Origin of the sequence: Streptomyces sp. SD31 (genome assembly GCF_052068475.1) — a bacterium.
Classification (GTDB): Bacteria; Actinomycetota; Actinomycetes; order Streptomycetales; family Streptomycetaceae; genus Streptomyces.
Genome location: NZ_JBQHCX010000006.1, coordinates 214,502 through 238,219 on the forward strand (window position 1 = coordinate 214,502; position 23,718 = coordinate 238,219).

A 23,718-nucleotide genomic window follows, 5' to 3' on the forward strand; every position below is an offset into this window, starting at 1 on the left:
GAGGTCGGCGCGGGGTCAGTCCTGGGCCCGACCCGTCGTCAGGCGGGCGATCATGAGGGCGACCAGGATGATTCCGCCGTAGATGGCCTGGATCCAGAAGGACGGGACCTGGGCGAGGGTGAGCAGGTTCTGGACGACGCCGAGGAGGAGTACGCCGGTCAGGGCGCCGAACATGGTGCCCTTGCCGCCGTCCAGGCTGATGCCGCCGATCACCGCGGCCGCGAACACGGTGAAGATCATGTTGTTGCCCTGGTTGGCGCTGATCGCCCCGACGTAGCCGGTCTGGATGATCCCGCCGGCGGCGGCCAGCGTTCCCGCGACGACGAACACGCCGAGCATCACGCGCTCGACGCGGATGCCTGCCGCGCGGGCGGCGTCCGCGTTGCCGCCGATGGCGTACAGGGCGCGTCCGACGCGGTGGTACTTGAGCACGAACCCGGCGATCGCGAAGGCCGCTGCCGCGAGCCACACCGACATCGGGATGCTCAGGAACGTGGTCGTGGCGAGGGAGTAGAAGCTGTCGGGCATCCCGAACAGCGTCTTGCCCTTGGTCGAGCCGACCAGCAGACCGCGCAGGACGATCAGCATCGCGAGCGTCACGATGAACGCGTTGAGCTTGAACTTCACGACCAGGATGCCGTTGAAGGCACCCACGGCCGCGCCGACCACGAGGACCGCCAACAGGGCCAGCGCGGCCGGGAGTTCGGTGCCCCAGCCGGACTGGGCGACGGGCAGCACGAGGAGCGCTCCCACGGCGGGCGCGATGCCGACCACCGACTCCAGGGACAGGTCGAACTTGCCGGTGATGAGGACGAGCGACTCGGCGAGCACGACCATCGCGAGCGCGGCCGAGGCACCGAGGATGGAGATCAGGTTGCGCTCGGTGAGGAACGAGTCGTTGACCACCGCGCCGAGCACCAGGAGCAGCAACAGGGCGGGTACGAGGGCGAGTTCACGGGCGCGGCGGAGCAGGACCGTCCTGGCGGCACGGGCGTCCGGCACCTTCACGGGCAGGGCCGGTGGGGCCTTGGTGTCAGCCATGGTTGTCCACTCCTTCGATGGAGGCGATCAGCTCGTGGTCGCGCCAGCCCGCCGGGTGCTCGGCGACGACACGGCCGTGGAACAGGACGAGGACGCGGTCGCAGCGGCGCAGGTCGTCGAGTTCGTCGGAGACGACGAGCACGGCGATGCCGTCCTCCCGGGCGCTGTCCACGCGGGCCAGCAGGGACTCCTTGGACTTCACGTCGACGCCCGCGGTCGGGTTGATCAGCACCAGCAGCCGAGGGTCCGAGGCGAGGGCGCGGGCCATGACGACCTTCTGCGCGTTGCCGCCGGACAGGTCGGAAACGGGCTGGTCGGGGCCCTCGGTGTGGATGTCGAGACGCTTGATGAGGGCGTCGGCGAAGCCGCGCTTGCGGTCGGTGCCGACGAAGCCGAAGCGGCCGAGCCGGTCGAGGACGCTCATGGTGGCGTTGTCACCGATGGTCATGCCGGCGACGAGGCCCTGGTCGTGCCGGTCGCGGGGGACGCAGGCGACTCCGGCCTTCAGCGCGCTCTGCACATCGCCGAACGGCAGCCGCCTGCCGTCGAGTTGGGCCGTACCTGCCGTCGGCGTGTGCAGTCCCGCGAAGGACTCGGCGAGTTCGACCTTGCCGCTGCCGCTGATCCCGGCGAGTCCGACGACCTCGCCCCGGCGGACGGTGAGGTCGATGTTCCGGTACGCCGGTGAGGTCAGCCCCCGTGCCTCCAGCAGGACGGGGGCGTCGTGACCGACTTCCGGCTGCTGTACGGCCTGTTCGGCGATGGCCTCCAGCGACTCCCCCGCCATGGCCTCCACCAGCGCCCGGCGCGGGAGTTCGGCGACCGGGGCGGTGGTGATCCAGCGGGCGTCGCGCAGGACCGTGACGGTCTGGCAGACCTCGTACACCTCCTGGAGGTGGTGCGAGATGAACAGGAAGGTGACGCCGGAGTCCTGCAGCGCCCGCATGCGCGTGAAGAGCCGCTCGATCTCGCGGTTGTCGAGCTGGGCGGTGGGCTCGTCGAGAATGATGAAGCGGGCGCCGAAGCTGAGCGCCCGGGCGATCTCCACCATTTGACGGTCCTCGACCTTGAGGTCGGCGGTGCGGGCCTCGGGGTCGACGTGGACGTCCCAGGTGTCGAGGAGTTCGGCGGCCTCGGCGCGCAGTTTGCGCCAGCTGATGATTCCTCGGTTGAGCGGCTGCCGGTTGATGAACAGGTTCTCGGCGACCGTCAACTCGGGGACGACGGTGGGCCTTTGGTAGACGCAGGCCACCTTGCGGCGCCAGGCGTCGCGGTCGGCCGGTGCGGGCGCGGGGTCGCCGTCGAAGCGGACCTCGCCCTCGTCGGCCGCCTGGAGGCCGGTGAGGATGTTGACCAGGGTCGACTTGCCGGCGCCGTTGCGTCCGACGAGGGCGTGGGACTCGCCGGGGAGCACCGTGAGGCGGCCGTCGGCGAGGGCAGTGGTGGGGCCGTAGCGCTTGACGATGTCGCGGGCCTCGACGAGGGGTGTGATCACGGTCTTCCGTACCTGCGTACTCATTCGACCGCGTTACCCCAGAGGTTGGGGTCGTCGACGTTGTCCTTGGTGACCAGCGGGGCGGGCAGCTGGTCCTCCAGGATGCCGCTGGGCAGCTTGACGATGGTCGAGTCGTGGTCGGTCGGCCCCGGCTGGAAGGTCTTCCCCTCCATCGCCGCCTTGATGTAGTACATGCCGTACTTGGCGTACAGGTCGGCGGGCTGGGAGACGGTCGCGTCGATCTCGCCCTTGCGGATGGCGTCGTACTCCTGCGGGATGCCGTCGTTGGAGACGATCGTGATGTGGCCCGCCTGCCCGGCCTTCTTCAGCATCCCCTTGGACTTCAGGGTCTGGAGGGTCGGCGCGAGGTAGACGCCGCCGGCCTGCAGATAGATGCCCTTGATGTCCGGGTTGGCGTTCAGGAGGGTGTCCAGCTTGGAGGCCGCGGTGTCGGACTCCCACTTCGCCGGTATCTCCAGGACCTTCAGCTTGGGGAAGTTCTTCTTCACGCAGGCCCGGAACGCCTCGGAGCGGTCACGGCCGTTGACCGAGGCCAGGTCGCCCATGATCTGCACGACCTTGCCGGAGGGGATCTGTTTGCCGAGGTACTGGCAGGCCTTCTCGCCGTACGCCATGTTGTCGGCCCGCACGACCATCGCGACCTTGCCCTTGTCGGGCGCCACGTCGACGGCGACGACCGGCACGCCCTTGCGCTCCGCCTGGTCGAGCCCGGCCTCGATGGCGGCGCTGTCCAGCGGGGCGACGACCAGGCCCTTCACGCCCTGGTTGAGCTGGTTGTTGATGTCGGTGATCTGCTGAGAGGGATCGCTGTTGGAGTTGACCGTCTTGAGCGTGTCGACGCCCTCGGACTTGGCCATCTTCGGCACGTAGTCGTTGTACGACTGCCAGAACGGCGAGGTCAGCAGCGGCAGGATCACCCCGACCTTGCCGCTGCCGCCGCCTTCCGCGCTCGCGGCGCCGGTGTCCTTGGTGCTGCCGCAGGCGGCGAGCACCAGCGAGGCGCCGACGACCGCGGCCACCGCTTTGCCCCTGCGTGAGCTGTTCTGCTTCCGCGCTGTTGTGCCGTGCATCTGGCGGCTCCTCGTTGAGCGTGTTCGAGCACATGGTCCGAGCAGATGCCCGCATATTTATCAGACCACTTCGCCGATACAACACCCTTCGGGAGCGGAATTTCGCAGTTTCCGGCCATAGTGGTCCGACCACCCTGGTGATTACACTGCCGCACACCGGGCACCCTCAGGCGCCTCGGGCGACGGGAGGAACGGCGTGGACGAGACAGCCCCGCAGAAGGGCACCGTGACGCAGCGCGCCATCGAGGCGGTCAAGGCGATGATCGCGGAGGGACGGCTGGAGCCCGGCCAGCGGCTGCCCACCGAGCGCGATCTGGCGGGCCGGCTCGGCATCTCCCGCAGCTCGATGCGGGAGGCGATCCGGGCGCTGACGGTGCTGGGCGTGCTGGAGGCCCGGCACGGTTCGGGCATCTACGTCACCCAGTTGGAGGCCGGCGACCTGCTGGAGACGTTCGGCGTGGTCGCCGACCTCTCCCGCGGCCCGCGTCTGGTGGAACTCCTCGAGGTGCGCCGCATTCTGGAGTCGACGGCGACGGCCCTGGCGGCGGCGCGGATCACACCGGACCAGCTGGCGGAGGTCGAGAAGCACCTCACCGCGATGAACGCCACGGACGACCCCGAGGAGATCCTCGCCCACGACCTGGCCTTCCACCGCGAGATCGCGGCCGCCGCCGGCAACGACACCATGGCCGCGATCCTGGAGGGCCTGTCCTCGCGCACCTTCCGCGCCCGCGTCTGGCGCGGCTACCAGGAGGAGGGCGCCTTCGCCCGCACCCGCCGCGAGCACGCCGCGATCCACCGCGCCCTGGTCGCCCGCGACCCGGAGGCGGCACGGGCCGCGGCGGCCGCGCATGTGGGCGAGGTGGAGGAGTGGCTGCGGGCGCAGCTCAGTACGTGACCGTACCTCGCGCGGTGGTCCGGACGTGGCCCTCGCCGGCGGTGCTCCGGCCCGGCACGCCGCCCGGAGTCCGCGGTTGCCAGGGCCCGGCGATGGAGCCGTCCGGTTCCCAGCCGAACCGGCGCAGTCGCAGGCTCTCGTCCGTCCGACCGGCGGTGTGCAGCAACTGCACCGCCCGCGGCAGCGCGAGCGGGTAACCGCAGTCGGCGGCCTGCTGGTACCAGGCCACCGCCTCGTCGATGCGGCCCCCTTCCAGGAGCATCCCGGCGCCCTTCCACAGGCAGTTGACGTCTCCTGTGACCTGTGCGTGCTCCCGCAGCCACAGGAGGGCATCCGATGGTCGGCCGGCCCGCGCGAACATGTCCGCGGCCTCCCGGGCCGCATACGGGTCGCCCTGCTCGGCCGAACGCCGGTACCAGGCGAACGCCTCGTCGACCCGACCCGCCTTGGCCAGGATCTCGGCCATGGTCCGTGCCGTCTGTGTGTCTCCGCCTTCCGCCCTGCGCTGCAGCCAGCCGAGTGTCTCCTGCGTCCGGCCCGTCTCAGCGCTCAGTTCGACGGCCCGCTCCAGGGCAAGGCGGCTTCCGGCGTCGGCGGCATGCCGGTACCAGCTGATCGCCTCGTCCAGGTGGCCGGCCTCGTCCAGCATCCCGGCCACGGTGTCCACGATCTCGGTGCCCGACATCGGCGTGCCCCCGGGTGGGGCGAAGCGCAGCCAGTCGCGGGCATCGACCGCCCGGCCTTCCTCGCACAGCAGGGCGGCGAGGGACCACACGGCGTCCTCGCTGCCCGCTGCCGCAGCCCGGCGGTAGGCAGCGATCGCGGCTTCCGTTCGCCCGGCCTCGCGCAGCATGCTCGCCAGATCCCACAGCGCGTCGGTGTCGCCGACGTCGGCATCCTCCCGGAGCAGGTCGAGCGCCTCGTCGACCTCGCCCACTTCGGCCAGCAGTTCGGCAGCGGTCTCCACCGCATCGTCGATGCCGACCTCGGCAGCCTGCCGGTACCGGTCGACCGCCTCCCTGACCCGGCCGGTCTCCCCGAGCCTGGCAGCCACGACTTGCTCGGCCTCGCGGTCACCGTCGCCTGCCACGCCCTCAAGCCATGCGACGACCTCTTCCAGCCGCTCCTCCCTAGCTGACGTGCGAGTCGCCATCCACTGGTGTCCGTCACCGTGCGCCTCGGCGGCCTGCCGGTACCAGTCCAGCGCCGCGTCCACACGTCCGGCTTCGTTCAGCATCCGTGCCGCCGCCCACACCGCGCCGGCTTCCCCGCCGTTCGCGGCTCTCCGATAGCAGCCCAGTGCCTCGTCGATACGGCCGGCCTCGGCCATCATGTCGCCGAGCGGCATGATGGCGCCGGCGTCACCGGCGTCGACAGCACGGCGCAGCCATGCCAACGCCTCGTCCGTGCGGTCGGCGTCCCGCAGTGTCTCCCCCATGGCCCGCATGGCCTGCCCGTCGCCCTCGTCGGCGCGGCCCCGCAAGCGCGCGAGCGTCTCCTCGGTGCTCTCACCAGCCCGCGGCCCGGCCTCGCTCTCCATCGTGTCGGGACGGCCGCCAGCCGAGTCCCTCACGGCCCTGGCGCTGGCCCCCCGGCCCGGCCGTGTCGGCAGGAGAGCCATCTCCCGTGCGGCATGCGGGTCACCGAGGGCGGTAGCGCGCCCATAGGCCTCGGCGGCCTCCTCCAGGTGGCCCGCCCGGCCAAGGAATCTGGCCATGATGCGCGCTGCCTGGCCGTCGCCGCCCTCCGCCCAGGGTCTCAGCCAAGCGATGGCCTCGTCCGTCCGGCCCAGCTGGTTCAACAGGTGGGCCGCCACCCGCAGGGCGTGGCGGTCACCGGCGCGGGCGGCACGCTGGTACCAGGGGATCGCCTCCTCGGCGCCGCCCGCCTCTTCCAGCAGCTCCGCCACCGCTCGCACCGCCCGCTCGTCACCGGCTTCGGCCGCACGTCGGAACCAGGCGAGGGCCTCGGCGGCACGTCCGTTGTCGTGCAGCATCTCCGCTGCGGCCCAGACGGCGGGCACGCCCCCGCTCTCCGCCGCGCGCCGACAGCAGTCGAGAGCCTCGTCCGGGCGCCCGGCTTCGTCCAGCATGTCGGCCAAGGCCAGGAGAGCACCAGGGTCGCCCGCCGCCGCGGCCGAGTCGTACAGACGGGCCGCGATCCGGAGAAGCCCTCGATCGCGGGCCTCCCGGGCGAGCTTGAGCTGGTCGCCCGGGGCCGCATGTGCGGCGAGGGCGTTCCACAGTGCTTCGGGAACGGGGGCCGTACGCCGGATGCCGCGGCCATGCTGGTCGAGGTAGTCAGCGAGTCTGAGACAGGGTTCCGCCGGCAGTGTCCGTCCGCCCCGTGGCCGCATGCGGCTGAGGGGACCGCGGGTGCCGCGCAGAGGCGTGGCGACCTGCACGAGGGCCGCGTCCAGCCAGTCGTCACCGAGCAGATCCCACTGATCGTCGGTGAGATAGCCCTCGGCAGCGGCTTCGAGCAGTTTCAGGGGCAGGGCGAGTCCGTGCCCGAGACGCCGGGCGTCCATCGCGGCCTTGATCAGGGCCCTGCCCGCGGCAGGCGCCGTGCGAAACCGCTCCAGCAGGGCGGGAGCGCCGGCCAGGTACTGGGTGATCTGCCCCTGCTCCGCGTGCTCAACGGCGTACTTCAGACGCGGGTCGTGCTCCGCGTGCCGGGCGGCCGCCCTCAGGTCCGGTCCGCTGAAGGCGGCCGGGACCCGCAATTCGTGACCAGTCAGCAGCGCGCGGGCCTGGGCGTGGGGATCCACGCCGGTCCGTGCGGCCGGCGAGGTGGTGAGCCTCGTCCAGTACTCGGGCCACATCGTGCCCAGGACCAGGACCGGTGCGCGGCGCGGGTCGTCCAGCAAGGTACGCAGCCCCGCGGCGACGCGTTCGCCGAGGTCGGCGGCGGGGGTGAGGAGGTAGTGCTGGGCTTCGCTGAGCCAGACCACGGTGCGCGGCGCCAGTAGGGCGAGTTCGGCGAGGGCCGCCTCGGGCCTCGTGGGGTCGATCGGGTGCCACAGGCGCCATCCGGCCGGGAGGGCGCGCAGGGCTTCCCAACACGCGCGTGTCTTGCCGGTGGACGACTCGCCCACCAGCGTCACGAGACGACTGCTGCCCGCCGCGGCCTCCGCCACGACGGTGAGCAGCGTCGCGTCGTGGGCGCGTGCGACGTAGACCGGCAATTCCGGCAGCGCCGTGCCGGCCGCAGGCGGGCCGAGGTCGATGGCCCGGTGCACTTCCAGCGCGAAGGGGTCGCAGACCGCGCAGAGCGGCTTGCCCGGTTGCTCGTCGAGGTGCGCATCGACCCACAACTCGCTGACCCTGATGGTCAGTTCCTCGCGGTTCCAGGCGGCGCGACGGCCGAGTACGACTGCCACGGCAAGCACGTCGGCCTGGTTGGCAGGCACATCGGGTGCACTGATGCAGCGTCGGACCGTGTCACGCCCGGGTGCCCCGGTCAGGGAATCGTCTGCCGCGATGTCCTCGACGATCTCGTCCAGCGTCGGGGCATCCGCCGCCAGGTACACCCGGTACAGCAAGTCCTTCAGAGCGCCCAACGGGCCCGGCCCCGCCCGTGCCCGTGCCAGCCTCCGCGGCCGCCTTGTGGGTCCGCCCCCGTGGTCGCCACTCATCGCATCATGCTCTCGCACCGGGTCGGTCCCGTGCGCGTGACCGGCGCGAGCTCGCGTCCCACCGGTGTGCTCGTCGCAACTGAGGCAGCGCGCCGAAATGGGCCCGAGGCTCGTCGGCGACCGGTTGTCCCAAACCGGACCGCCAACGCCTCACCTGGAGGAACGATGTCCCTTGACCGCAAGTCCGACGGCCCCGCCTTGCGTGACCGGGCCACCCGTACGAAGTGCAGGCCGCTGGCGCGGGCCCTGTTCATCGGCTCGATCACCGCTTCGGCCCGTGCCGTCATCGGCTGGCTGCTCGATCTGATCCACTCCTGACCGCGGCGGCCCGATCGGCGGGACGCCTCAGAGCTACGACTTCACGTCGAAGCCGTGCTGTCGCCCGAGTTCGAGCAGGGTGGCCTTGCCGGGGATGCCGTTGGCGTCCGCGCCGGAGAATCCGCACCGGTGCTGCCAGGCGGAGTACGCCTTGACGGTGGCCCCGCCGAAGTGGCCGTCCGCGTACTTCGCTTCGAGGAGGCCTTCCGCGACGAGCGCCTTCTCCACGGTCTTCACCCCCGCGTACGACACCGGCGTGCCGGCCTTGGCCGGGTCGTGCAGGGCCGCGGCGACCACCCGCGACAGATCCACCACCGGCCGAGCCGGGCCCGGGTCCGAACCGCCCGACCCACCGCCCGGCCGTGGGGCTCCCTTCTGCACCCACGCGTACAGGTGGGTTCCGGGGCATGCGGTGGCGTGACCGTCCCTGTGCCCTTTGATCTCCTTGCCGGCGCCATGGCGGCGCAGCAGTTCGATCCCGTCGCGGATCGCGCCGAGCATCGCGTCCGTCGGTTCGGTGAGCCCCTTGTTGCCGACGAGGCCGACGATCGCGTAGTGGCCGCGGTTGAGCTCCTGGTTGCCGTTCGCCCCGGTGCGCTTGCGCAGACCACGGCCCTCGAGGAGGTGGCCGTGCGGGCAGGCGCCGTAGTTGTAGGCGATGTCCGAGTAGTTCTCCTTCTCGTTCGCCAGGTGGGAGGCCCGGATCGACTTCCATTCGGCGATGCAGAGGTCGTGGTCGTCGAGGAGCTTGGTGCTGACGGGCGCGCCTTCGTAGTGGACCTTCACGCCCTTGGTCGATGTCTGCGCCGGTGCGGCGGATGCGGGCCAGCCGAGCTGGGCCCGTGTGACGAGCTTCATGATTGCCTCCAGGGCGCGCCAGGATTAGGGACATCACGGATGCCAACTGGATTGAGTGTGGGGCCAGTTGGCATCCGCTATCACGTCGGCGCGCCGCCGGTCGGTTTCATTGCTCCTGACCCCGCCGCAGCCGCAAGGTCACCAGTTCGAAGGGCCGCAGACGCAGGGCGACTCGGCGCCCGTCGTACGACGGCGCCTCGGGCAGCGGGCGTTCCAGCAGATCCGTCGCCGTGACGTCCGCGACCTCGAAGTCCGCCTCCAGCGTGGCCCGTACCCGTCCGCCGTGGGCCTCGTGGAGGCGTACCACCACGTCCGAGCTGCAGTCGTCGGCCGGCTTGACGGCCGTGATCACGACGGCCTCCCGGTCCACCGTCACCAGGGGCGCCACCTCCCGCGCACCGCTCATCGACCGCTCCGGCAGATTGATCCGCCAGCCCTCGCGCACCGCGTCCCCGATGCCCGCACCCGGCACCAGGGCATGCCGGAAGCGATGGACGCCCTGGTCGGTCTCGGGGTCGGGGAAGCGCGGGGCGCGCAGGAGGGAGACGCGGACCGTGGTGGTCGTACCGCGGTCGCCGTCGGTGCGGACCGTGCGGGTGACGTCGTGGCCGTACGTCGAGTCGTTGACGAGGGCGACGCTCCAGCCCGGCTCCTCCAGGTGCACGAAGCGGTGGTTGCAGGCCTCGAACTTGGCGGCCTCCCAGCTGGTGTTGGTGTGCGTGGGGAGAAGTGCCCGCCTCGGCCACCGGCGGATCGTGCACATCGCCGGCCTGCCGGGCCTCGCCCACACCGAGCGCCGTATCCGCACCCTGCGCGCCGAGGCCGGGCGCCGTGGCCTGACCGAGGTGCGGTCGGTGACCACCGACTACTCCGACGCCGAGGGCTCGGCTGTCACCCGCCGGGTCCTGGAGGTCCGCACTCCCCCGACCGCCCTGATCTACGACAACGACGTGATGGCCGTCGCCGGGGCGGTCGCCGCGGGCGAACTCGGCTTCGCGGTACCGGCGGACGTCTCGGTGGTGTCCTGGGAGGACTCCGCGCTGTGCCGCATGGTCAAGCCGTGGCTGTCCGCGCTGTCCCGGGACAGCGTGGAGTTCGGCCGTACGGCGGCGACGGAGCTGACGGCGCTGCTGGACGGAGGCCCGGCTCGGACCGTGCGGGTGCCGGTGCCGCGGCTGATCGCACGGGAGAGCACGGGGGCGGCCCGCACCGACTGATCGCCTCGCCGGAATCCCCGGCCGGGCTCAGGGGACCGGCTCCAGCACCACACAGCACCGGTCCGGAGCCGGCGCCAGGCGCGCCTCGAACGAGGTGTCGCCCGAGGCAGCGAGCGCACCGCGCAACAGGTAGACGTTCATCCCGCACACCGTCTCGGTGTGCTCACGCGCCAGCTCGTGGAAGGGGCAGTTGCCGAGGACGACGGCCTCCCCCTCACGGCGCGGCTCGAAGCCGTACCGCTCCAGCAGGTCCACGACTCCGGTCGCCGCCTGGCCGCCCAGCCGCTCACCCAGCGCGGTCGCCTTGCGGTGCAGCACCGCGCGTACCGGCTCGCCCGTGGCGTCGGACTCCTCCACCGCCTGGGCCAGCAGCCGCCCGGCCAGGTCGTAGCGCCGCTCGGGCAGGCTTACGCCGACCTCCCGGCTCGAACGCCGATACAGCTTGGCCGGCCGCCCGGCACCCGGCCCCGTTCGCCCGCTGCGCCGCTCGTAGACGACGTCCAGCAGCCCCTCGCCGGCCAGGCGGTCCAGATGGAACGCCGCTGTCTGCCGGGCCAGCCCCAGGGCCTGGGCGGCCTCGTCCCGGCCCACGGGGCCCGAACTGCGCGCCACATGCTCGTACAGCCGACGGCGCGTCGGCTCCTCCAGCGCCGCGATGGCGGAGAGGTCGTCGCGATGTGCGTCCTTCGAGTGGTCCACGAGGCCAGTGTAAAACCAACCGGCATTGACTAAAGAGACAGGATGCGCTTCTATCGATAACAGACATTGTTTATAGAAGGAGGGCGCCATGTCGTCCGCATCCTCGACCGCCACGCCCGGCACCGGGCGGCATGCCATCACCACGGACCCCGGCTACCAGGCCTTCTGGATCCTGCGCGTGGGGTTCGCCGTCGCGCCGGTGCTGTTCGGGCTGGACAAGTTCACCAACCTGCTCGTCGACTGGCCGGTGTACCTCGCTCCGTGGATCAACGACATCGTCCCCGGCAGCGCGCAGGCCGCCATGTATGCCGTCGGCGTGATCGAGATCGTCGCCGGTCTGGCCGTCGCGGTGGCGCCGCGCTTCGGGGGCTGGCTGGTGGCCGGCTGGCTCGCGGGGATCATCGTGAACCTGCTGACGATTCCCGACTACTACGACATCGCGCTGCGCGACTTCGGCCTGCTGCTCGGCGCGGTCGCACTGGCGCGGCTCGCCCAGCGCTATCACGGCGCCGGACCGCGCTGACGCGAGGGAGGGCGGTCACCACGTCGCCGAAGCCCTGGTGACCGCCCCACGGAACCCGGTCAGACCCTCGACCGGTACAGCCCGAACTCCACGAGCCGGGCAGCGGCCCGCGAACCGGTCACCCGTACCCGCCACCGCCGCGCCCGCACCGGAGCCGCCAGCAGCACGATCCGGCTCAGGCCGATCGTCCCGGCCCTGGTCACCTCCGTCCAGGCACCGTCGCGATGCGCCTCGACGACGAAGCTCTCCACCTGCTGCCCGTACCCGATGTCCTCCGCCAGCCGGATCCGGTCCACCTCCCGCTCCCGGCCGAGATCGACGGCGATGCGCCCCGGGGAAGCGGTGATCCGGGCGCCCCGTGCCAGGTCCTGCGGGAGCTCGCGCTCCACGCGTTCGCGGAACTCCCGCAGCCGCGCCACGTCCGCCGCGGGCAGCAGACCGTCCGTGTCCGGCGGGATGTTGAGCAGAAGCACCGAGTTGCGGCCCACGGACCGGAAGTAGATGTCCGTCAACTGCTCGACACTCTTCGGCTGTTGGTCGGCGTGGTAGAACCAGCCGTCCCGGATGGACACGTCGCACTCGGCCGGCCACCACTGGAGGTGGTCGGCGACCGGCCGGGCCTTCACCAGGGCGTCCCTGCTGCCCATGTCGGGGGCGTCGTAGGCGAGGGCGTAGTCCGTCCGGCCGTAATCCTTCTCCTGGACCGGTACGACGCTCCACTCGTCCTCCCTCGCCAGCCCGCCCTCGTTGCCGACCCAGCGCACATCCGGGCCGGACACGGCGATCACGGCGTCCGGCGCGAGGGAGCGGACGAGGGTGTACCAGCTGTCCCAGTCGTACTTCTCCACCTTGTCCGGCGGGATGCGCCCCTGCGCGCCGTCGAACCAGACCTCGTCGACCGGGCCGTACTCGGTGAGGACCTCGTAGAGCTGGTTGAGCATATGGGCGCCGTAGTCGGTGGCCGGCAGGGTGTACGTCCGTGGCGGTGTGCGGTCGTCGCCGTCGACGAGGGTGGGGATGGTGCGGTCGGTGCGGGCGCTGCCGTTGGCGTAGACGCCGTGGAGGTACTGGTTCTCGTCGGCGGGTGAGACGTAGACGCCGACCTTGATGCCGTGCCGCCGCATGGAGTCGGCGAAGGAACGCAGGACGTCGCCCTGACCGTCGCGCCAACTGCTCGATGCCACCGAGTGGTCGGTGTAGCGGGACGGATGGAGCACGAAGCCGTCATGGTGCTTGACGGTCAGGACGGCGAGCCGGAAGCCGCCGTCGCGCAGGGCGCGGGCCCACTGGTCGGTGTCGAGGCCGGTCGGCTGGAACACGTCCGGGTCCTCGTCGCCGGTGCCCCATTCCAGGCCGGTGAAGGTGTTCACGCCGAAGTGCAGGAACGCGGTGCGTTCCAGGCGCTGCCAAGCGATCTGCCGTGCGGTGGGGCGGACTTGGGAGGCTTTGCGGACCAGGTCGGCCTCGGTGTCGTCGGGGCTGACGGGGATGCGGTAGTGGGGGTCTTCGGCGGCGGCGGGTGCTCGGTGTGCCGCCAGGGCGGGTCTGGCGGCGCCGGTCACTGCGAGGGCGGCGGCTGTCGCGACGAAGACGCGTCGGGATACGGCCATGGGGCGGCTCCTCTGGTCAGATCCTCAGGTCAGGTCATCGGCTCAGATGCCATACGGCGGGCGTGCGCTGGTCCGGCGGGTACTGCACGAGCCGCCCGTCGGAGGCCACGCTGACCGTCATCCGGGTGATGGCGTTGACGAGGCGGTAGCCACCGGCTGTGGGCTCCAACTGCCAGCGCTGGAGGGTGTTCTCCGGAGCGCATGTCTGCGGCGCCGCCTCGACGCCCGGCTGCAACGGCACGTTGAGCGTGAGCCTTCCGCCGCGCACCTCGAGACAGCCGTCGGCCGTCCGCACGGTCATGTAACCGTCGGCCGTGCGCGCCACCTCGGCGGTGAAGGAGCGGCCGCCCGTCCGGAAGGTGTACGCCCCGTCCGCCACCGGCACCCGGGTCAGGTCCCGCCACCCGGGCGCGTGCCCGACCGCCGTGCCGCGTGCGGTGAACTCGGCGTAGGTGGCGTCGGGATGGGGATCGCCCCAGGTCGCCTGGGCGATGTGCCGGAGCGCGGGCCACAGGGCGACGGCGACCTCGTTCTCGGTCTCGCCGCGGCCGTTGTCGGGCCACAGGCTGATCTTCGCGCCGGTGATGCCGTCACTGGAGGCGAGCTTCTCGCCCTCGAAGCTGCGCGGGTCCCAGCTCTGGTCGTACAGCCCCTTGGTGTCGCTGTGGAAGCCGCCGCGGACCAGGTACAAGGCGTATGCCGCGTTCATCAACGGATAGCCCCGGGCCAGGAGTCGGCTCGGTTTCACCGCCACGTTCAGCCAGTGCTCGACCGTCGTTCCCGCGGCCACGGGGACGGTGTTGGCGCCGGTGAGCCCGTCGTTCCAGATGCGCAGCTTCCTGCCCTTGGCGGCCGCGTGGGCGTGGACGCGGTTGACGAAGTCGATGAAGGCGTCCTGGGGTGTGGCGTCGGGGCCGTACCTGTCCTGCGCGTACTTCAGGATCTGCGGGTACTTGGCGAAGTCGGAGCCGAGCATGTACTCGTCGGCTCCCATGTGCCAGGACGTGGCGGTGAAGACCTGGGCGTACTCGTCGATCAGGCCGGTGTAGTAGGCGAAGGCCTCGGGGCGGGTGATGTCGAGGCGCGAGGGCTGCTTGTTGCCGTCGGAGTCGGTCAGCTGGAGATCGGGGCGGTTCTCGATCCACGGGTCCATGTGCCCCGGCGAGTTGATCTCGGGGATGATCTCGACGTGGTAGCGGTTGCCGAGGGCGACCAGCCGCCGTATCTCGTCCTTGGTGTAGTACCCCCAGGTGTTGGCCTCGGGATGGGCGTCGCTCCTCACCTTCAGTTCGAGGAGCAGCTGGTTGAGCTTGTGGTACGCCATCTCGCGGACCAGGTTCTCCAGCCAGGGCATCGAGACGTGGATGTAGCAGGCGCAGACGCCGACACCCCGCTCCTTGTAGCGCGGTACGTCCACCGTGCGGCCGGCCGGGATGCGGTCGCTCCGGGCCAGCAGCTGGAGGAGGGTGCGGGTGCCGTAGAAGGCGCCGGTCTCGGTCGCCGCGGTCACCGAGAGCCGCTTGCCGGCGCTGAGTTCGTAGCCCTCCGCACCGAGGGAGGTCCGGGAGGGCCGGACGTCGATAACGATGTCACCGGGTCGGGCACCGCCGCGCACCACGGCGGCCGTGCCGTGTCCCGCGTCGCGGAGGTCGTCGGCGAGGGTGTCGGCGACCCGCCGTTCGCTCACGCTGTCGGCCACGAGGCGGGCGGAGCGCTCGTAGGTGTAGCTGCCGGGTGCCGGTGTCCAGTCGGTCAGGGCCGGCACCGTGACCGGCGCCCCCTGCTTCTCCTCCGCGACCGCCGGCACCGACACCGACTCCGACACCGCGGAGAACAGAGTCAGCGCCGCCAGGACACCGGCCGTTCTCAAGCGTCTCCTCATGAGACACCCCCATTCATCGGATGTCTGATGATTGGGCGGGCCCCAGGGGCTGTCAATGGGCCGCGAAAAGCGCTGTGTTGACTCATTGATCGGATGATGCGCAGGTCAGCAGGGCCGCGCCGAGGAGCGCTGTCGTGAAAAGTCCAAGAACACCGTCCCGAATATCCAAGCGCCGCACCCCCTCGACGCCGGGCGCGCGGCCAGGCAGAGTGCTGCTACATACTCGCGAGTAAGCCCTGAGGAGGGCCCGTGACCAGCTGGGTCGGCCGGACCGCCGCGGAGATCGCCGCCGCCGTACGCGAGAAGCGGGCCACGCCCCGTGAGGTGGTGGCCGAGCACCTGGCCCGTATCGAGCGGCTGGACGGCCACGTCGGCGCCTTCCGGGTGGTCCGGGCCGAGGCGGCGCTCGCCGAGGCCGACGAGGTCGGCTCGCGCGCCGATCTCGCCGAACTGCCCCTGGCCGGCGTGCCGGTGGCCGTGAAGGACAACCTGGCGGTGGGCGGCGAGTCCAACCGCGTCGGCTCCGCGGCGACGCCGGACACCCCGGCCGACCACGACCACGTCACCGTGGCCCGGCTGCGGGCGGCCGGCGCGGTGGTCGTGGGGCTGACGAACGTGCCGGAGCTGTGTGTCTTCGGCACGACCGAGGGCGTCCACGGCACCGCCCGCAACCCGTGGGACACCTCGCGCACGGCGGGCGGCTCGTCCGGCGGCAGCGCGGCCGCCGTCGCCGCGGGCATGGTGCCGATCGCCCTCGGCAACGACGGCATGGGCTCGCTGCGCATACCGGCGGCCAACTGCGGCCTCGTCACCATCAAGCCCGGCACCGGCGTGGTCCCGGCCGGCATCAGCGACGGCGACTGGTTCGGCATGTCGGAGAACGGCCCCCTGGCCACCACGGTCGAGGACGCCCGTCTGATGCTGTCGGTCATCGCCGGCACCGAGGTCGCCCTCCCGAAGGCGCCCGGCACCCACAAGATCGCCGTGTCCCTGCGCAGCCCGCTCGCCGGGGTCGCCGTCAGCAAGCCGTATACGACCGCCGCCCGGGAGGCCGCGGGGCTGCTGATCAAGGCGGGCCACCAGGTACGGCGCGCCGACCCGCCCTATCCGATGTCGCTGGGCCTCACTTCGCTCGCCCACTGGACGGCGGGCACGGCCGTCGACGCCCAGGGCCTCGACCCGCACCGGCTCGCCCGCCGGACCCGGGTCCACGCGGCCGTCGGCCGGCGCTTCCTGCGCCAGGTGCGGGGCGGTGAGAGCCGGGAGCAGCTGCGCCGCCGCCTGGAGCCGTTCTTCGCCGAGTACGACGTGCTCCTGACTCCTGCCCTCGCCCGCCGCTCCCCCAGGTCCGAGCCCTGGCACGAGCGGGGCTGGCTGCGCAACATCATGGCCAACACCGCCTACTCGCCACTGACCCCACCGTGGAACCTCACCGGCTGGCCCGCGCTGTCGGTCCCCTTCGGCACGCTGCCCTCCGGAGCGCCCTGCGCCATCCAGCTGGTGGGGCGTCCGGGCTCGGAGGCGGAGCTGCTGGGCCTGGCGGAGCAGATCGAGAAGCTGCGGCCCTGGCAGCGGACGGCGCCGCTGGACCAGGCGGTGTCGTCGTAGTCCTCAGATCGCGCCGGGCATGTGGCGCGCTGCTGTGACTCCGGCCGCCGTCCGCAGTCTCCGGTAGTAGGACGCGCAGTATTCGTCGTCGATCAGCGGCAGGACCTTGTCGAGGCCCGCGATGCACCACCAGAGGATCGCCACACCCTCCTCGTCGAGCCCGCCGTCGAGCTCGCTCCGGACGAGCCCGGCGACGTCCGCGTCGAGCAGGACCAGATCCACCCCGTCGTAGTCCACTCCGCGGAAGCCCGCCGGGAACGGCGCGCGCATGTGCTCCTCCCACAGGTGGGCGAGTCCGTCGTCATGGTCTCGTTCGCTCACGCCCTGATCATCGCTTTCCGGTCTCTTCCGCGAAGGGTCCCTCGGCCGTGAACGCCAGCCGCGCGAAGCGTTCGCCGATGCGGCGGTGGGTGGCGGCGTCCGGGTGGAGGTCGTCGGGGAGGGGGAGTTCGGCGGAGTCGGTCTCGCCGTAGAGCTCGCGGCCGTCGAGGTAGTGCAGGTGCGGGTCGTCGGCCGCGCGCTGCTTCACGATGCGGGACAGCTCGTCCCGGATGACGCGCAACGTCAGCTTGCCGCCGGCGCGTTCCGCCGGGTCGCCCATGGCGACGAACCGCAGGCGTCCGGTGCCGAGGGCGCTGAAGTCGGGGGCGCAGGGGCCGGGCGTGTCCTCGTGGATCGGGCACAGGATGGGCGAGACGACCAGCAGCGGTGTCGTCGGGTGTCCTTCCCGGATGCTGTCGAGGAAGCCGTGCACCGCGGGGCCGAAGGCGCTCAGCCGCATCAGGCCCAGGTTGACGAGGTTGATGCCGATCTTGACGCTGATCAGGTCGGCGGGGGTGTCACGCAGGGCGCGGGCGGTGAACGGATCGAGCAGGGCACTCCCGGCCAGGCCGAGGTTGATCAGCTCCACGCCGCCGAGGGAGGCGGCGAGCGCGGGCCAGATGCCGGTGGGGCTCGCGGCGTCGGAGCCGTGGCTGATCGAACTGCCGTGGTGCAGCCAGACCCGGCGGCCCGGATCCCGAGCGGGCTCGACGGGGGCGTCGGTGCGCAGGGCGATCAGTTCGGTGGTCTCGTTGTGCGGCAGCCAGATCTCGACGTCCTTGTCGCGGTCGGGCAACCCGGTGAAGCGGACGGTGCCGGGCCGGCCTGGCCGGTGCTCGGCGGTGCCGGCGGCCATGTCGACGACCACGACGTTGCCGTCGGTCACGCTGCCCTGTCCCGCAAGGCGCCCGTCGACGAGCAGGTCGTACACGCCGTGCGGGCGGGGCGGTACTCCCACATAACTGCGCTTGGTGGGCAGCGTGTCCAGTTCTACGGCGCCGGCCCGGGTGCGGAAGGCCAGCCGTACGCCGGAGGGCTGGGACTCGGCCATCGCCAGCTGCTCGTCGGTGTTCTGGGCGCGTGCCCGGGCGGGCAGCCGGTGCGGCAGTACGCCGTGCTCGGTGTGCTCGACGTCGAGAGCGCCGCGCAGCAGGTCGGCGGTGACGGGCGTGGTGATCCAGTCGTGCTCGGTGTCCATGTCCTCAGCCTGTCCGTCAGGGGGTGGGCGCGGTGGGCCAGTTGCGCAGCAGGGCGTCGAGGGCGTCCAGGATCCGGGTCCAGGTCTCCTGGGAGTCGGGGACGCTGTGACTGAAGCCGCCCGCGATCTCCAGGCTGGAGTACCCGTGGAAGACGCTGCCCAGAAGCCGTACGGCATGCGTCGCGTCCGGCTCCGTCAGGTCGTAGCCGCGCAGGATCGCCCGCGTCATCTGCGCGTGCCGGACGCCCGCACTGGCGGCCGCGGTCTGGGGGTCGAGCGGCATCCGCGCGGCGGCGGCACGGCCGGGGTGCTCGCGGCCGTAGTCGCGGTAGACGTCGGCGAAGGCGACCAGCGCGTCCTTGCCGGCCCGGCCGGCCACGGCGTCGGCGGCCCGGTCGGCCAGCTCCTCCAGTGCGAACAGGGCGATCCGCGTCTTGAGGTCCTGGGAGTTCTTCACGTGCGAGTACAGGCTCGCGACCTTGACGTCGAAGCGCCGGGCGAGCTCCGACACGGTCACCTGCTCGAAGCCGACGTCGTCGGCCAGCTCCGCACCCGCCCGGACCAGGCGTTCCGTGGTCAGTCCTACGCGTGCCACAACCGTCCTCCCCTTCGCCAGAAGCGATTATGCATTTACCTAAAGCCTTTAGGCAAATACGGGAGGGGTTGGAGGCGGTCGGCTAAAGCGACGCCGTGGCCGCAGCCGGAGTCGGGGACGCCAAAAACGCGAAATCCGCGGCCAACCGTCGGCCGCGGCTTCTCTGATCGGCATGGGCGTGAGTCCCGCACGCCCATGCGGTCGGCGATCGCGAAGGGGTCTGCCCCGTCAGTCGACGCTGGGCAGGATGTGGGGCTCAGCGAGGTCGTCCTCGTAGCCCGCCAAGCGGATGGGGGCGGACCTGGCCCACACATCGAGACTGCCGATCTCCTCCGACCGGCTGCCCGTGCGCTCCGTGCGTTCCTTGGGGCGCTGTTCGCGATTCGTCTTCTCAGGTGTCACCGCGCACTCCTTCTGTGTCGGATCACCCTCGGGGCGGGCCGGTCCAGTCTGCGGTCCGGTGCTCGACGCCCGCTCGGGTCTTACTCAAAGTCGGCTCGGACGCGGTGGCGCCGGTAACTGGTGTGCGAGCAGGCCGTTGTGCACCGGCTTGTCCCGGGACGGACCGTGGGTGTGGGTTGGGACCCTGTAGTGCTGTCCGTCCGCTACAGATTAACCAAATGAGCGGGTGCCCGCTCGATGGGGCTGCAAACAACGTGTAACTATCCGGAGTCATCCGGTATTTACCAGCTATGTTATTCACGTGTTTGTTACGGTATGAACCGTTTTAAAGCCACTCGTTCGGGTCAACATCATCTTCTTGTCCGGCGCGGAACGCGAGCACGCCGCGCAGTTCAAGTCCCGTTGGCCGATTCGCAAGGCGGCCATGATCTGCTGCCGTACGCAACGGCTTGTCCGGCGGGAGGACTGACGCATGGAGCTGCGCAGTGTCGAAGAGCTGATGGATCTGCTGTACGCCTGCCCGCACCAGCCCGCGCTGCGGACCGCCGCGCTGCTGCGCCGCAGCCGCCCCGCCGACAAGGAGCTCCAAGTGGCGGGCCTGGTGCACGACATCGGGCGGTTGCTGTGCCCGGGCGACGAGATCCGCCGCACCGAGCAAGCGGCGCAAGCCGTACGGCCGCTGCTCGGCGAACGCGTCCACCGCCTCGTGCGCCGCCACAACCCCGGCACCGACGAAGACGCGCTGCGCCTGCGCCTGGCGATCGAGGAGAGCCGGGCCACCGGATTCGACGCCGGGGTCCTGGAGGACTGGCGCACGGTCCTGGAGCTGGTGGCGGCACGGCACTCGCGTCTCGGGGCTGTTGACTGACGGCCCGTCATGAGACGGTACGGCGATGACGTCGTCGTACGCACTCCGGGGCAGGGCCGCCGTCGTCACGGGCGGTACGCGCGGCATCGGCCGAGCGGTCGCCGAGCACCTGGTGCGGGCCGGTGCGCTCGTGTGCGTGACCGCGCGGGACGCCCACGAGGTGCGGCGGACCGCCGCCGAACTGGGCGGCGTCGGGGCGGCCGGCAGCGTGGCCGACCCCGATCATCTGCGGGCGGTCGTGGAACTGGCCCTGCGCGAGTTCGGCCGGATCGACGTGCTGGTGAACAACGCGGCCACCAACCTGCCGTACGGCCCCCTCATGGACGTCGACCCGTTGGCCTGGCGCGAGGCGTTCACCGTGAACGTCGAGGCGCCCCTGCGGCTCGTGCAGTGCGCCTGGCGGGCCTGGATGGGCGAGCACGGCGGCGCGGTGGTCAACGTCTGCACGGAGGGCGCCGCCCATGTCGGCCCCCACATCGGCGCCTACGGCACCAGCAAGGCGGCCCTCGCCCACCTCACCCAGCAGCTCGCGGGCGAGCTGGCCCCGAAGGTACGGGTCAACTCCGTCTCCCCCGGGCTCGTCCGCACCGAGATGGCACGGTTCGTGTGGGAGCCGGACGAGGAGGAGGTGGCGGCCGGGCTGCCGCTCGGGCGGATCGGGGAGCCGGAGGATGTGGCGCGGGCGGTGGTGTGGCTGGCGTCGGACGCGGCGGAGTGGGTGACGGGGGCGGACCTGCTGGTGGACGGGGGTACACGGGTACGCGCGGCCCGCACGGCCAACCCAGGGGCGCGGGGAACTGCCCGACCGGCCCTCTACGCCCCGCAGCCTCCCACCGGCGTCATCACCCCACCCCCGTAGGGGCCTACCACTTACCCGGCGCGTAGTCCTTCAGGAAGACGCCGTACACATCCTCACCCGCCTCACCCCGCACGACCGGGTCGTAGACCCGCGCCGCACCGTCCACCAGGTCGAGCGGCGCGTGGAAGCCCTCCTCGGCAAGGCGCAACTTGTCGAAGTGGGGACGCTCGTCGGTGATCCAGCCCGTGTCGACCGACGTCATGAGGATGCCGTCGCTCTGGAACATCTCCTGCGCGCTGGTCCGCGTGACCATGTTCATCGCGGCCTTGGCGGCGTTCGTGTTCGGGTGGCCCGCCCCCTTGTAGCCGCGACCGAAGACGCCCTCCATCGCGGAGACGTTCACGACGTACGCGCGCCCGCTCGCCGCCTTCTTCGCGGCCTCGGCCATCGCCGGCCGCAGCTTGCTGATCAGGATGAACGGCGCCGTGTAGTTGCACAGCTGGGTCTCGAGGAGCTCCACCGGGGAGATCTGCTCGATGGTCTGCACCCAGGTGTTGGTGTCCACGACGTCGGGGACGAGGCCGCCCGCGTCGATGGCGGTGCCGTCGAGGTGCCGGGCGACGCTGGCGTTGCCCGCGACCAGGGCGAGGTCGGCGACCTTCTGGGCGTCGAGGCCGCTGGTGCCGAGGGGCAGGGCGGCGAGGCCGTCGACCGCGCCGGAGTTGAAGGCGCCGATGACGTGGTGGGCGGGGAGCTCGCCGGCGGGCAGCGGGGCGCTCTCCCCGTCGACCAGGGCGGCGTAGGCGGAGGGCAGGCGGCGTACGGTCTGGGTCGCGTTGTTGATGAGGATGTCGAGGGGTCCCGCCTCGGCGACCTGGTCGGCGAGGGCCACGGCCTGCGCGGGGTCGCGCAGGTCGATGCCGACGACCTCCAGGCGGTGCATCCAGTCGCCGGAGTCGTCCATGGCCTTGAAGCGGCGGATGGCGTCCTTCGGGAAGCGCGTGGTGATCGTGGTGTGGGCGCCGTCGCGCAGCAGCCTGAGCGCGATGTACATGCCGATCTTGGCGCGCCCGCCGGTGAGCAGGGCGCGCTTTCCGGCGAGGTCGGCGCGGGCGTCGCGCTTGTCGCGGTTCAGGCGGGCGCAGTCCGGACAGAGCTGGTGGTAGAAGTAGTCGACTTCCACGTACCGGGTCTTGCAGGTGTAGCAGGAGCGCGGGCGCTGGAGTATCCCCGCGATCCTGCCCTCCTCAGTGGCCGACGAGGGCAGGAGGCCCTCGGTCTCGTCGTCGATGCGCTGGGCGGAGCCGGTCGCCGTGGCCTCCGTGACCGCCTTGTCGTGCGCGGTCTTGGCGGCCCGGCGCTCCTGGCGGCGGCGCTGCTTGACGGTGCGGTAGATGCCGGCGGTGGCCCGGCGCACGGCGATGGCGTCGGGGTGGTCGACCTCCAGCTTGTCGAGTTCCTCGAGCACGCCGAGGCAGACGGCCAGCCGCTCGGGGTCGATGCCGGGGCCGTACACGACCTCGTCACCCGGCTCGTGCACGACCTCGTGCGCCGTCGCCGAGCCTTCCTCTGTCACCGTCATCGCGCTGCCGTTTCCCTGATCACCCGCGCGGCGCTCCGACCGCGTCCGCTTTCGAACGGGGAATTGTACGGAGCGCGGGGCCGGTACTCCAAAAACCGGGGGCCGCGGCGATGAGCGCTCTACATCGCGCTGGGGCGTACCAGGTCGCCCTGGGCCGCGTCGTCGCTCGGGGCCGTCTTGCCGGGGCGGTGTCGGCGGCCGGCTGCTGGGGCGGTGAGTACGCCGAGGCAGGCGATGACGAGTGCGATGCCCATCCAGCCGGTGGCGGGCAGGCGTTCGCCGACGACCAGGACGGCGAGGACGGCCGCGACGGCCGGTTCGAGCAGGGACAGGGTGGTGGCGGTGCTGGCCGGGACGTGGGCGAGGCCCCAGCCGAACAGGACGTAGCCGGCGAACATCGGGACCAGCGCCATATAGGTGCCGACTGCCGCGTTGGACCAGGAGCCGATGAGGGGGGCGCCGGTCATCGCGAGGACGGGCAGGAGGAGCAGTCCGCCGAGTCCGAAGACGGCGCCCATCGCCGCGCGGGAGGGGATCCGGTGGGTGATGAGCCGGTGCGCGGCCCAGGAGTAGAGGGCGTAGGTCGCGGCGGCGACGAGTCCGAGGCCGACGCCGAGCAGCGTGGCGGCCACCGAGGCCTGTCCGGTGTCGTCGGCGGCATGGGCGGCTTCGGCTCCGCACAGCAGGACGGTGCCGAGCAGGCCGAGGCTCGCCGCGAGCATCCAGCGGCGCGTGAGCCGACGGCCGTCCACGACCCGTTCGATCAGGGCCGAGGCGAGCGGGGCGGTACCGATGGACACCACGGTGCCCACGGCGACTCCGGCCAGGTACATGGAGCTGTAGAACGCCAGGGGATAGACCGCCACCGTGACGGCACCGAGCACTACCGTGCCGCGCTGCTCGCGCAGGCGGGGAGCATGGCGGGTGATCTGCGGGGCGGCGAAGAGCGCCTGGAGCAGTCCGCCCATGCCCATGGCGACGGCGCCGATCGCGAGCGGGCCCACATCCGGGGCGAAGGTGGCGGCGGTGCCCGTCGTACCCCACAGCACAGAGGCCACCAGCACGCAGAGCGCGCC

Annotated in this window: 20 protein-coding genes and 2 pseudogenes; 7 read left to right on the forward strand and 15 right to left on the reverse strand. The window is 71.5% G+C overall.

The window, feature by feature from the left end:
• Window positions 1-15: 15 nt before the first annotated feature.
• Genes ACTMVF_RS15220 through ACTMVF_RS15230 form a run of 3 tightly spaced genes read right to left on the reverse strand, consistent with a single transcriptional unit; the run spans window position 16 to window position 3,627 of the window.
• Window positions 16-1,041: an ABC transporter permease gene (locus ACTMVF_RS15220; RefSeq protein ID WP_441271548.1), complete on the reverse strand. Its 1,026-nt coding sequence runs from the start codon at window positions 1,039-1,041 to the stop codon at window positions 16-18.
• Complete coding sequence (locus ACTMVF_RS15225) at window positions 1,034-2,560, reverse strand: sugar ABC transporter ATP-binding protein (RefSeq protein WP_441271549.1); 1,527 nt, start codon at window positions 2,558-2,560, stop codon at window positions 1,034-1,036. The genes ACTMVF_RS15220 and ACTMVF_RS15225 overlap by 8 nt, the downstream gene beginning before the upstream one ends.
• Window positions 2,557-3,627, reverse strand: coding sequence for a sugar ABC transporter substrate-binding protein (locus tag ACTMVF_RS15230; protein ID WP_441271550.1), 1,071 nt, complete (start codon window positions 3,625-3,627; stop codon window positions 2,557-2,559). The genes ACTMVF_RS15225 and ACTMVF_RS15230 overlap by 4 nt, the downstream gene beginning before the upstream one ends.
• 196 nt (window positions 3,628-3,823) lie before the next feature.
• On the opposite strand from ACTMVF_RS15230, the gene ACTMVF_RS15235 reads away from it, so the two are divergent.
• The gene (locus ACTMVF_RS15235) at window positions 3,824-4,525 is read left to right on the forward strand and encodes a FadR/GntR family transcriptional regulator (RefSeq protein ID WP_441271551.1); all 702 of its coding nucleotides are present in this window, start codon (window positions 3,824-3,826) and stop codon (window positions 4,523-4,525) included.
• On the opposite strand, the gene ACTMVF_RS15240 is transcribed toward ACTMVF_RS15235, so the two are convergent.
• Window positions 4,515-8,087: a tetratricopeptide repeat protein gene (locus ACTMVF_RS15240; protein WP_441271552.1), complete on the reverse strand. Its 3,573-nt coding sequence runs from the start codon at window positions 8,085-8,087 to the stop codon at window positions 4,515-4,517. The two genes, ACTMVF_RS15235 and ACTMVF_RS15240, sit on opposite strands and share 11 nt — an antisense overlap.
• A gap of 240 nt (window positions 8,088-8,327) precedes the next feature.
• Here ACTMVF_RS15240 and ACTMVF_RS15245 point away from each other — a divergent pair, with 240 nt between their 5' ends.
• Window positions 8,328-8,480, forward strand: coding sequence for a hypothetical protein (locus ACTMVF_RS15245; RefSeq protein ID WP_441271553.1), 153 nt, complete (start codon window positions 8,328-8,330; stop codon window positions 8,478-8,480).
• A gap of 33 nt (window positions 8,481-8,513) precedes the next feature.
• Here the strand turns inward: ACTMVF_RS15245 and ACTMVF_RS15250 are convergent, their stop codons facing one another.
• Both ACTMVF_RS15250 and ACTMVF_RS15255 read right to left on the reverse strand, forming a co-directional pair.
• Entirely contained in the window at window positions 8,514-9,338 is an 825-nt protein-coding gene (locus ACTMVF_RS15250; protein WP_441271554.1) for an N-acetylmuramoyl-L-alanine amidase, read from the reverse strand.
• Window positions 9,339-9,444: 106 nt separating this feature from the next.
• Window positions 9,445-10,062, reverse strand: a pseudogene (locus ACTMVF_RS15255) (glycoside hydrolase family 38 C-terminal domain-containing protein); the annotation flags it as partial.
• 13 nt (window positions 10,063-10,075) lie between these two features.
• Here ACTMVF_RS15255 and ACTMVF_RS15260 point away from each other — a divergent pair.
• A pseudogene (locus ACTMVF_RS15260) lies at window positions 10,076-10,555 on the forward strand (substrate-binding domain-containing protein); the annotation flags it as partial.
• 27 nt (window positions 10,556-10,582) lie between these two features.
• Here ACTMVF_RS15260 and ACTMVF_RS15265 read toward each other — a convergent pair.
• The gene (locus ACTMVF_RS15265) at window positions 10,583-11,254 is read right to left on the reverse strand and encodes a helix-turn-helix transcriptional regulator (RefSeq protein WP_441271555.1); all 672 of its coding nucleotides are present in this window, start codon (window positions 11,252-11,254) and stop codon (window positions 10,583-10,585) included.
• 88 nt (window positions 11,255-11,342) lie between these two features.
• Between ACTMVF_RS15265 and ACTMVF_RS15270 the strand changes: the two genes are divergently transcribed.
• Complete coding sequence (locus ACTMVF_RS15270; RefSeq protein WP_441271556.1) at window positions 11,343-11,777, forward strand: hypothetical protein; 435 nt, start codon at window positions 11,343-11,345, stop codon at window positions 11,775-11,777.
• A gap of 59 nt (window positions 11,778-11,836) precedes the next feature.
• Here ACTMVF_RS15270 and ACTMVF_RS15275 read toward each other — a convergent pair whose 3' ends face one another.
• Complete coding sequence (locus tag ACTMVF_RS15275; protein ID WP_441271557.1) at window positions 11,837-13,387, reverse strand: alpha-L-fucosidase; 1,551 nt, start codon at window positions 13,385-13,387, stop codon at window positions 11,837-11,839.
• A gap of 34 nt (window positions 13,388-13,421) precedes the next feature.
• A complete protein-coding gene (locus tag ACTMVF_RS15280; protein WP_441271558.1) occupies window positions 13,422-15,269 on the reverse strand; it encodes a family 20 glycosylhydrolase in 1,848 nt (615 codons plus the stop codon).
• A gap of 249 nt (window positions 15,270-15,518) precedes the next feature.
• Between ACTMVF_RS15280 and ACTMVF_RS15285 the strand changes: the two genes are divergently transcribed.
• Window positions 15,519-16,877 carry an amidase gene (locus ACTMVF_RS15285; protein ID WP_441271559.1) on the forward strand — a complete coding sequence of 453 codons (1,359 nt, stop codon included), beginning with the start codon at window positions 15,519-15,521 and terminating at the stop codon, window positions 16,875-16,877.
• A 3-nt stretch (window positions 16,878-16,880) separates the two neighbouring features.
• Here ACTMVF_RS15285 and ACTMVF_RS15290 read toward each other — a convergent pair whose 3' ends face one another.
• The 4 genes from ACTMVF_RS15290 to ACTMVF_RS15305 all read right to left on the reverse strand — a co-directional run bounded on the left by ACTMVF_RS15290 (window position 16,881) and on the right by ACTMVF_RS15305 (window position 19,393).
• On the reverse strand, window positions 16,881-17,198 hold the full coding sequence (locus tag ACTMVF_RS15290; RefSeq protein WP_441271560.1) for a hypothetical protein: 318 nt from the start codon (window positions 17,196-17,198) through the stop codon (window positions 16,881-16,883).
• Between the two features lie 7 nt (window positions 17,199-17,205).
• On the reverse strand, window positions 17,206-18,396 hold the full coding sequence (locus ACTMVF_RS15295; protein ID WP_441271561.1) for a GDSL-type esterase/lipase family protein: 1,191 nt from the start codon (window positions 18,394-18,396) through the stop codon (window positions 17,206-17,208).
• A 16-nt stretch (window positions 18,397-18,412) separates the two neighbouring features.
• Window positions 18,413-18,991: a TetR/AcrR family transcriptional regulator gene (locus ACTMVF_RS15300; protein ID WP_441271562.1), complete on the reverse strand. Its 579-nt coding sequence runs from the start codon at window positions 18,989-18,991 to the stop codon at window positions 18,413-18,415.
• Window positions 18,992-19,219: 228 nt separating this feature from the next.
• Entirely contained in the window at window positions 19,220-19,393 is a 174-nt protein-coding gene (locus tag ACTMVF_RS15305; protein WP_403330695.1) for a hypothetical protein, read from the reverse strand.
• A gap of 472 nt (window positions 19,394-19,865) precedes the next feature.
• Here ACTMVF_RS15305 and ACTMVF_RS15310 point away from each other — a divergent pair, with 472 nt between their 5' ends.
• Both ACTMVF_RS15310 and ACTMVF_RS15315 read left to right on the forward strand, forming a co-directional pair.
• The gene (locus ACTMVF_RS15310; RefSeq protein ID WP_441271563.1) at window positions 19,866-20,261 is read left to right on the forward strand and encodes a hypothetical protein; all 396 of its coding nucleotides are present in this window, start codon (window positions 19,866-19,868) and stop codon (window positions 20,259-20,261) included.
• Between the two features lie 25 nt (window positions 20,262-20,286).
• The gene (locus ACTMVF_RS15315; protein WP_441271564.1) at window positions 20,287-21,120 is read left to right on the forward strand and encodes an SDR family oxidoreductase; all 834 of its coding nucleotides are present in this window, start codon (window positions 20,287-20,289) and stop codon (window positions 21,118-21,120) included.
• Between the two features lie 4 nt (window positions 21,121-21,124).
• On the opposite strand, the gene ACTMVF_RS15320 is transcribed toward ACTMVF_RS15315, so the two are convergent.
• Both ACTMVF_RS15320 and ACTMVF_RS15325 read right to left on the reverse strand, forming a co-directional pair.
• Window positions 21,125-22,642, reverse strand: a complete 1,518-nt coding sequence (locus ACTMVF_RS15320; RefSeq protein WP_441271565.1) for an SDR family NAD(P)-dependent oxidoreductase — start codon at window positions 22,640-22,642, stop codon at window positions 21,125-21,127.
• A gap of 119 nt (window positions 22,643-22,761) precedes the next feature.
• The gene (locus ACTMVF_RS15325; RefSeq protein WP_441271566.1) at window positions 22,762-23,706 is read right to left on the reverse strand and encodes a DMT family transporter; all 945 of its coding nucleotides are present in this window, start codon (window positions 23,704-23,706) and stop codon (window positions 22,762-22,764) included.
• Window positions 23,707-23,718: the final 12 nt, after the last annotated feature.